Below are 8,165 nucleotides of genomic sequence, written 5' to 3'. Positions count from 1 at the left end.
TGCTCAGGCGGGCCGTCCGGCGTACCGGGAGACCGACCCCTCGTCAGCCCCCGGAGCGGGGGCGCCAGCGGCGCCACCACGGGCGGCCCTGGGGGGCGGCGCCGCTGCTCCACGGTGTCCACGGGAACGACAGCAACGCGAGGGCGCGGCTGCTCCGGGGCGGCTGAGGTGGCGGTTCGGGTACGTGGGGCAGGGACGTCGTCGCCGGGACCGCCGGGATCGACACCGCGTCCGGGCGGGGGACCGCGCTCACCTCTATACGGCACGGGCGGCCGTTCAGTGGGATCTCGACGCGCTGCTCGGCCAGATAGCGACTGCGCGCCACGCGCGTCTCCCGCCGCAGGCCCTCCTGCTCCCACACCACCAGGACCAGGACCGCGGGCTCGGGCCAGCGGAACCGTAGCTCCGCCGTGCCGGGAGCTGCGCGTCGAGCCGTCAACTCCTCAACCGCACCCGGCCGTTCGACCAGCACGCTCGGACCGGCCACCGCCCTGTCGCCGAGCACGCTGACCGCCGTCATCCGGACCCGGGTCCGTACCTCGGGCAGCACGCTCACCGGGCCGTCACCCGGCTCCGACCGCGCGGCCGGAGTCCCTGACACATCGTCACCCGACGCGATGGGCAGGCCCGGCCACTCCACCAGACGGCCGTTCCCGCGCGCCGGCGGACGCCAGTCGACAGTCACCGTGCCGTCCTCAAGGCGCCGTACGGTCACGTCCTCCACCGGCGACGGCCACTCCACGGACGTCGCCGCGACCCGCAGACCCGGCGACCACACCAACTCCCCGCCCTCGCCCGGCAGATCGGGCACCGCCGGATAGCCGCAGGAGATCTCGTACAGATACGTTCCCGGCCGCAGCGGGCGGTCCACGAACCCCTTCCGCCCGGCCGGCACCAGCAGCCCGTCCACCGGCACACCGTCCGTCGGCTGCTCGGCGACCTCCGACCGCCCCGCCCGGCGCGCCGTCGAGCGCACCGCCCTGAAGCCCGTGGCCGCCGGGTGCGCACGCCACTCCAGCCGTACGCCGTCGGGCACCGGCACCGCGCGGACCTCCTCCACGTCCGGCACCAGCAGGACGGCACCCGTGACGCGCGGGACGCCCGCCAACTGCCCCCGCCGCAGAGGCAGTACGGCGTACCGCACCCGCCTGCCGATGGGGGCGTCCAGGTCGAGCACCGAGAGCGAGGTGTCCGGGTACGGCACCTCCACGGCCTGCTCCGGGGCGCCGTCCACGAAGCGCAGCACCCGGTACGACACCGGGCCCCCGAGCCGGGAGGTGTCACGCGGCAGCCGCGCGGCCGTCCACGTCAGCGTGACGGCCCGCCGCTGGACGCTCACCCGCACCGTCGAATCGGTGGGCGTCCGCGCGTCGGGCGAGTGCAGCTCGTCCGCGAGCAGTGTCGCGGCGCCGAGCAGCCCCGCCATCGCCCCTTCGTCGTCGGCCGCCCGCCGAACGGCCGCCAGCCAGGACACCGTCGCGGCGCGCAGCTCACCGAGCCCCCCGAGCCGCCGCGCCTCGTCCATCAGCCGGTCCACGGCCGCCGCCCGCTCGGTCAGCCGGGTCAGGAAGTTCGCGAGCACATGGTCGCGCGGCTGCGGCGGCAGGAGGTCCGCGATCCGCAGTGCCTCCCGCAGCCGCTCACCGGGCCAGACCTCGTTGATCGACTCGGCCGCGACCCGGACCGGCCCCTTGCTGGGAAAGTCCGCCGCGACGGCGGACGCCAGAGGCGCGGCGTCCCCGCTGTGCACACCGAGCGCCTCCGCCGCCTCGGCGGTCGGCCCCCCGTCCCGGTCCCTCAGCTCCCGGCACACCTGCCACAGCACGATGCGGCGCGGCCCCATCGGGTCGTCGCGTACGACGGTCTCCATGGTGTCCATCAGGGCCGCCGCCGTACCGCCACGCGGATCGGAGGACGTACGCCACCGCTCGGCCGTCTCCTGAATGTGGCGCAGGTCCACCCGTGTCCACGCCCGCCCCCGGGCGGGGAACCACAGGCCGTCCAGGATCCGGAACCCGTCGTCCGTCGCCGCCTTCGGCAGCGTCGCGAACACACTCGTCCCCGCCTCGACGGCCGGTCCCCGCAGCAGATCTGCGGCATGCCGGAACCCCAACCGGCCCATCACCGAGTCCAGTTCGGCGAATCCGCGCATACCGGGGAACTGCGGCAGGACGGGCAGCGGCAGCCGCCGCCCGTCCGTACCGTCGCTCGCACCCTCCGTACCGTCGCCAACGCCTTCCGCCCGTGCGCCGGGCCGCCACCGCTCCACGCCGTGGGTCCTCTCGTTCGTCGCGGCTCTCCGGCCGCCCGGTTCAGCGGGGCGAGGTGTAGAAGTAGATCCGGATGATCGCCGAGTTCGCCGGCTCGCCGAGATCGTGGAAGTCGTCCGTTGCCGTCTTCTTGGAGAACATCCCCGGACGGGCCTTGCTGAGCAGCGAGTTGACGCGGTGCGCGTACTCCGTACCGCCCTGGCTGCCGCCGAAGGTCAGGACCAGCGCCGCCGTGCGCCCCGGCCACTTCTTCGTGCCCTTGTTGATCTGGGCGACGATGTCCTTGCTCTCACCGCCCTTCACCCGGATCTGCTGCGGCTTCAGCTCGACCGACCTCGGCCCGGCGGGGGACGGAGTCGGCGAGGGCGACGGGGAAGGGGAGCTGGACGGCGACGGCTTGGCGGCGGGGCGGGCGGCCAGCGGGTCCGGCCGGTCCGCCATCGACACCAGGGCGAGCACCAGCACGAGGTCGGCGAAGAGCCAGCCGGCCAGCATGACGACGCCGGGCCGCCCGCCGCGCCGTACGCGTCCGGCCAGTTGGCCCACCCGGCGTACGGGACGGCTCACGGACCCACCTCGTCCTGCGGCGGATACGACGGACGCGCCGGACCCTGCCCCGGGATGCCGGGCGTGGTCCGTGTGGTCGGCGCGTCAGGTACGGATCCCGCCCCGCCGCCGTGGGAACTTCCGTTCGCCGCGCCGCTGTTCGCCCCGCCGTTCGCACCGTTCGCACCGTTCGCGCCGGTCAGCAACAGCCGCTCCGTAGGCGTGTCGTACTCGAAACCCGCCCCGGACGCGCGCCCGCCCGCGAGCGTCGGCGCGGACGCCGGGTCGGGCGTCACGCCGTGCTCCGAGTCCGGCGCCGCCACGGGCCCCACACCGCTGCCGTTCTGAGGGGCCGTCAGCCCGAGCAGCCCGGCGTCCAACCGGGCCGCCGCGTCCTGCCAGTGCGCCGCCGCCGCGTCCCAGCGCTCCGTGGCCTCCCGCATCCCGTCGACGGCGTCGTTCGTGCGCCCGGTGCTGTCCACCAGTGCCTTCGACGCGCGCTCCGTGGCCTGCGCCACCGACTCCGACTTCGTGGCCAGCGTCTGCTGCGCGGCGGCGAGCGCCTTCAGCGACGCCTCCACCGTGTCGCCCGCCGACTTGACGCGGTCGGCGATCCGGCCTGCCGCGGCCTGGTTCTCCGTGCCCGCCTTCGCGGTCGCCGCCTGCCCGTCCCGTACGGCCGCCTCGATACGGTCCGCGGCCGTCCCGAGCTTCGGCAGCTCGCCCGTCAGCGCGAGGGCGGCCTTCTCCAGCGAGGTGGTCGCGTCCTCCAGCGCCTTCGCCGAGTTGACCAGCGAGTTGTGACTGCGGTCGGCGCGGGACGCCAGCGACTCCATCCGGGTGGCGGCCTTGCTGAGACCGGCCGTGAACTGCTGCGGAGAAGCCGCGCGATGAGGTACGAGGGACAGCTGGATCCGGGTCAGCAGGGACGCCAGCCGGCCGAGCAGATACTCCTGCTCCCCGTTCAGCTTCGCCTCCACACGGTCCGCCCGCGAACGGGCGCGCGCGTGCCACACCGAGAGCACCACCAGAAGGCTGATCAGCACGACCGCCATCAGCGCCACGTTCTCGAACCGGCCCGACGACGAGAGATGACCGCCGAAGCCCGTCTGCCACAGCTGGAGGAACGGCCGGGTCGCCTCCTTGGGATTCTCCTGGCTCAACTCCCCGTACGCGCGGACCGCTTCCCGCAGCCCGAACCAGGTGATGAGCAGCGGGACGAACACCAGCACGCCCAGCGCGGCCTCCAAGAAGCCCTCGCGGACGGGCCGTTGGCGCATCTCGTCGCGCACCGTGCGTACGAGCGCCCCGGCGCCTGCCTTGGCCGCGAGCGCCACCCGGAGCTGCGCGAGGAGGGGTGCGCGACGGGCCGGTGGCGGCTGGGCGAGGCTCTCCGGGCGTACGTACGCCTGCACGAGATCCACGTCGGCCCACCGGTCCAGACGTGTCCCCTGCTCCAGGTCATGAGCGAGGTCGATGAATTCCGCACTGCGCAGTTCGAAGGCGGGCTCGGCGGCGAGGATCCTCAGTTCCGCCGCCAGTTTCTTCTGTTGTGGGTCCGCCTGCGCCGTGTTGGGTGATACCTGTGCCAACCCTGTTTCCCCCTGAATCGGGTGTTCCCCGTGACCGTGCGCCGTCGTGCGGCCCGGTCGCCCGCCTCGCCGTGACCGTATGGGGGACGTCCCCGAGATCACGTTGGTTCCAGGCCGAGTTGAGGATCCCACATACGGCACTTCCGCCATGCCACGATCCCCCAGGTACCCGCCGTTGACACGGACACGGGGCGGATCTACGTTCTGACAGAAAGCGCTTGCTCCAACTGGTCCGAAGGGGAGTGTTGACGACGTCCCGCACCGGCTCATCCGCAGACACGGACACAGGTGGAACGACCGGCTTCGCCGGGCTGCCCGGCGCCGTCGCCGTGTCGCACCTGACCGTGTACGACTGGGAGGCCGCCGACGGCCTCTCCGGTGGCACCCCACATCTGCATCTGACCTGCTCCGAGGGGTACGTCGTGACTGCCGGGCGCGGCGCCGTGCAGACGCTCACCGCCGAGGGATTCGCCAGCACCCCGCTGGAGCCCGGCGCCCTGGTGTGGTTCACCCCCGGCACCATTCACCGCCTCGTCAACGAGGACGGTCTGCGGATCGTCGTACTGATGCAGAACAACGGACTGCCCGAGGCCGGGGACGCCGTGCTGACCCTGCCGCCGGAACACCTGACCGACCCCGAGACGTACGGGCGCCTCGTACGCGTCCCCGAAGGCACCGAGGCCGAGCAGGCGGCGTTCGCCCGGCGGCGGCGGGATCTGGCGGTCGAGGGGTTCGCGGCGCTCCGCGCGGCGTGGGACGCCGGGGACGAGAAGCCGCTGCTGGACTTCCACCGGGCGGCGGGCGCACTGGTCCGGCCGAGGCTCGACGAGTGGCGGGCGCGCTGGGAGTCCGGCGCGGCGGAGGCCGCGCGGCAGACCGGCGTCCAGCTCGACCGGCTCGCCGAGGGGGACACGTCGCATCTCGCCGACGCGCGAGTGCGTGCCCGACTGCCGGAAGCGCGCGGGAAGTTCGGGATGTGCGGACGGCTCGACACGTACACAGTGTGAGGCGGCAGAGCGGTGCGCCGGTCGGACCGGCGCACCGCCTCGCGTCGAATCAGTCGGCGTAGACCTCCAGTTCGGAGAGCTGTGCGGCCGGCCAGCCGGTGTTGCCGGTGACGGTCACCCGTACGTAACGGGTCGCCGTCCCGGGCAGGGCGACGGTGGCGGTGTTGGCGCTCGACGGGTTGAAGGTGACACCCGCCGATGCCTTGAGCGAGGTGTAGGTCGAGTTGTTGGTGCTGCCCAAGACGCTGAGGGTCTGCGTACGGGTCTGCCACGCCGCGGCGGGCGGCAGCTTCAGCACCAGGCGGTCGACGTTCTTCGCCGCTCCGAGGTCCACGGTGATGGACTGCGGGAACGAGTTGTTGGCGCTCTCCCAGTAGGTGTTGGCGTTGCCGTCCACGGCGTTGCCGGGGCCGTACGTCTGCGCCTGGCCGGTCGCGGTGACCGGACGGCCCTGAGCGAGGTTGCCCTCGTCACCCGGCGGGTCGGTCGGGGGATCGGTCGGCGGGTCCGTCGGGTCCTCGGGGTCCACCGGCCCACCGGGCACACCGCCGTTGGTCCACTGGGGTGCGGGCCACACACCGGTGCAGGCGGGCGGGTTGGAGTACCAGCCGGAGTTGCCGCTGCCCACCTGGGTGATCTGGAATCCGGCACCCACACAGTTGTGGATCTTGTTGGACTGGGCGATGTTGGTGGCCTTGACGTTCTCGAACGTGGCCTTGCCCGGTGCCTGGATCTGCAGCGCGTAGGTACCAGCACCGTCGATCTTGATGTTCTTGAAGTTCAGCCCGTTCGTCGCACCCTCGATCAGATGGATCGCGGCGTAGGAGCTGTCGAGTATCTCGGTGTCGGTGATGTTGATCGTGGCGTTGTTGATGGGCTCGTTGAGCCCGCTGAACCACACCGCGCCGACGCCGAACTGCCAGTTGAAGTCGTTGTTCCCGGCCCGGATCAGTGTGTTGCGCGCGGCGGTGTGGGTGCCCGAGACCGCCGTGCCCTGACCGGAGTTGACGCCTGGATAGCGGTTGGCGATGTGCAGGCCGCCGCCGTTGGTGATGGTGTCCGACATGACGTTGTCGGAGATGGTGATGTCCTTGCCGCCGTACGTGACGATGTTGTTCGCCAGGATCGGCAGGATCACCGTGTTGAAGGTGAACTTGTTGTTGACGTTCGGGATGTTCTCCGCCCACATGGCCAGACCGTCGTCACCGGTGTTGCGGACGAAGGTGTTGGTGACGGTGGAGTTCGTGACGCCGTAGTGGAAGTTCACCCCGTCGGCCGTCTGGTCCAGGATGCGGCTGTTCTTGATGGTGAGGTTGTTCATCGGACCGTCCACCCAGACACCGCACTTGGTGTGCTGCATCCAGATGTTGTCGATGACGGAGTTGGACAGCGCCCCACCGATGGCGTTGACCTGGTCGTTGTCCACACGCTCACGGATGTCGCCGATGATGGCGAAGTCCTTGAGGGTGACGTTGCTGCTGCCGCCCTGGTTCGCGTACTTGCCGTAGACCCCGACCGCCTTGCTGCGGTCGGTGGGGTGACGGCCCTTCAGGACGCTGTACCAGGGTCCGGCTCCGGCGAGTGTCACCTTGTCGACCACGATGTGGTCCTGGATCTCGAAGTTGCCCTGCGGGATGTAGACGGCTCTGTTCTGCGCCTGCCCGGCGGCCACCGCCGCCTGGAACTTGGCGGTCGAGTCGGCGGCGCCCGTCGGGTCGGCGCCGAAGTCGGCCACGACGTCGAGTGCGCCCGAGGGTTTGCCGATCGGAGCGGCCACCTGCTCGAAGTCGGCGAGGTCGATGGTGAACGTCGGTGACTGCGCGGTCGACGACACCTGGAGCCGGACCTTGGTGCCGGTCGCCAGGGTCGAGCCGAACATGGTGCGCGTCTCGTCGTAGAAGTGGTGGGGGTTGGTGTCGCCGGGGTTGTTGTTGAACGGGTAACCGCCGTAGTACCAGCCGTACTTGGAGGTCACGGGCACGTTCTTGAGCTGGGTGCCGTTGACCCGCACATCGATCCCGGCGTCCCGGCCGGTCCCCGCGGAGTTGTCGGGCAGCGAGTAGCGGAAGGTCATGGCGTTGGCCGGCTTGGTGAGGGTGAACTCCACGTACTCACCGACCGCGTCGAGCGTCACGGCCTGCCGTCCGGAGGCTTCCGAGGGAAGCGATCCGTACAGCCGGTTGGGGCCGATCAGGGTGCCGTTGGTGGCGGCGTACTCGGCCTCGTGCTCCACGAAGGGCACGGTGGCGCCACGGCCGGGGATACCGACGGGTGAGGGGGCGGGGACTCCGGCGGCCACGGCTGCCGGGGCGGCGGACATGACGACGACGGCGGCCGTCCCGGCCACCGCCGTCGCGAGAGCCAGGGAGGCGGAGAGTGAGGCGGATACGCCGCGGCGGAACAGGCGGCGTCTTGGGGGAGGTGTCACAGACATACGTCCTTGCGGCTCGTGGGGACTCTGCGGACGCGAAAAGGCTAGAAGTGGTTCCGCAGGAAGTCTATGAATCTGCGCAAGAAATGAATGCCTGGTTAGAATTCTTATGCGCCCTACACTGCTGGATTCCCGCCATATATACGCAAGTTGGCCTCTGCGGTGATCATGTGTCACCCCAACTCCGTTGATCGCGAAGGTGTTTCGAGGGACCTCCGGCCGCCTTCCGGGCGCAAAACTCTCTCTGATCACAGCAAGAAGCGTTGCCGTGCCAGACGTCCACAGCAGCCCCTTGCGCACCTCTTGTGAGCCCTCCGCG

5 protein-coding genes are annotated in these 8,165 nt (G+C 71.1%); 1 reads left to right on the top strand and 4 read right to left on the bottom strand.

What is annotated here, in order from left to right; translation table 11 throughout:
- Nucleotides 1-43: 43 nt before the first annotated feature.
- Genes ACFT9I_RS31710 through ACFT9I_RS31700 form a run of 3 tightly spaced genes read right to left on the bottom strand, consistent with a single transcriptional unit; the run spans nucleotide 44 to nucleotide 4,408 of the window.
- Nucleotides 44-2,269 (bottom strand): hypothetical protein, encoded by a 2,226-nt coding sequence (locus ACFT9I_RS31710; RefSeq protein ID WP_382569953.1) that lies wholly within the window; start codon nucleotides 2,267-2,269, stop codon nucleotides 44-46.
- Between the two features lie 43 nt (nucleotides 2,270-2,312).
- A complete protein-coding gene (locus tag ACFT9I_RS31705) occupies nucleotides 2,313-2,837 on the bottom strand; it encodes a hypothetical protein (RefSeq protein WP_382569951.1) in 525 nt (174 codons plus the stop codon).
- Nucleotides 2,834-4,408 carry a hypothetical protein gene (locus ACFT9I_RS31700; protein ID WP_382569949.1) on the bottom strand — a complete coding sequence of 525 codons (1,575 nt, stop codon included), beginning with the start codon at nucleotides 4,406-4,408 and terminating at the stop codon, nucleotides 2,834-2,836. Before ACFT9I_RS31700 ends, ACFT9I_RS31705 begins: the two co-directional genes overlap by 4 nt.
- Before the next feature lie 245 nt (nucleotides 4,409-4,653).
- On the opposite strand from ACFT9I_RS31700, the gene ACFT9I_RS31695 reads away from it, so the two are divergent.
- The gene (locus ACFT9I_RS31695; RefSeq protein WP_382569947.1) at nucleotides 4,654-5,415 is read left to right on the top strand and encodes a cupin domain-containing protein; all 762 of its coding nucleotides are present in this window, start codon (nucleotides 4,654-4,656) and stop codon (nucleotides 5,413-5,415) included.
- 49 nt (nucleotides 5,416-5,464) lie between these two features.
- On the opposite strand, the gene ACFT9I_RS31690 is transcribed toward ACFT9I_RS31695, so the two are convergent.
- Nucleotides 5,465-7,843: a discoidin domain-containing protein gene (locus tag ACFT9I_RS31690; protein ID WP_382569945.1), complete on the bottom strand. Its 2,379-nt coding sequence runs from the start codon at nucleotides 7,841-7,843 to the stop codon at nucleotides 5,465-5,467.
- Nucleotides 7,844-8,165 lie beyond the last annotated feature (322 nt).

It is taken from the genome of Streptomyces sp. NPDC057137 (assembly GCF_042670825.1).
GTDB lineage: Bacteria > Actinomycetota > Actinomycetes > Streptomycetales > Streptomycetaceae > Streptomyces.
This window is presented reverse-complemented; position numbering and strand designations above follow the sequence as displayed.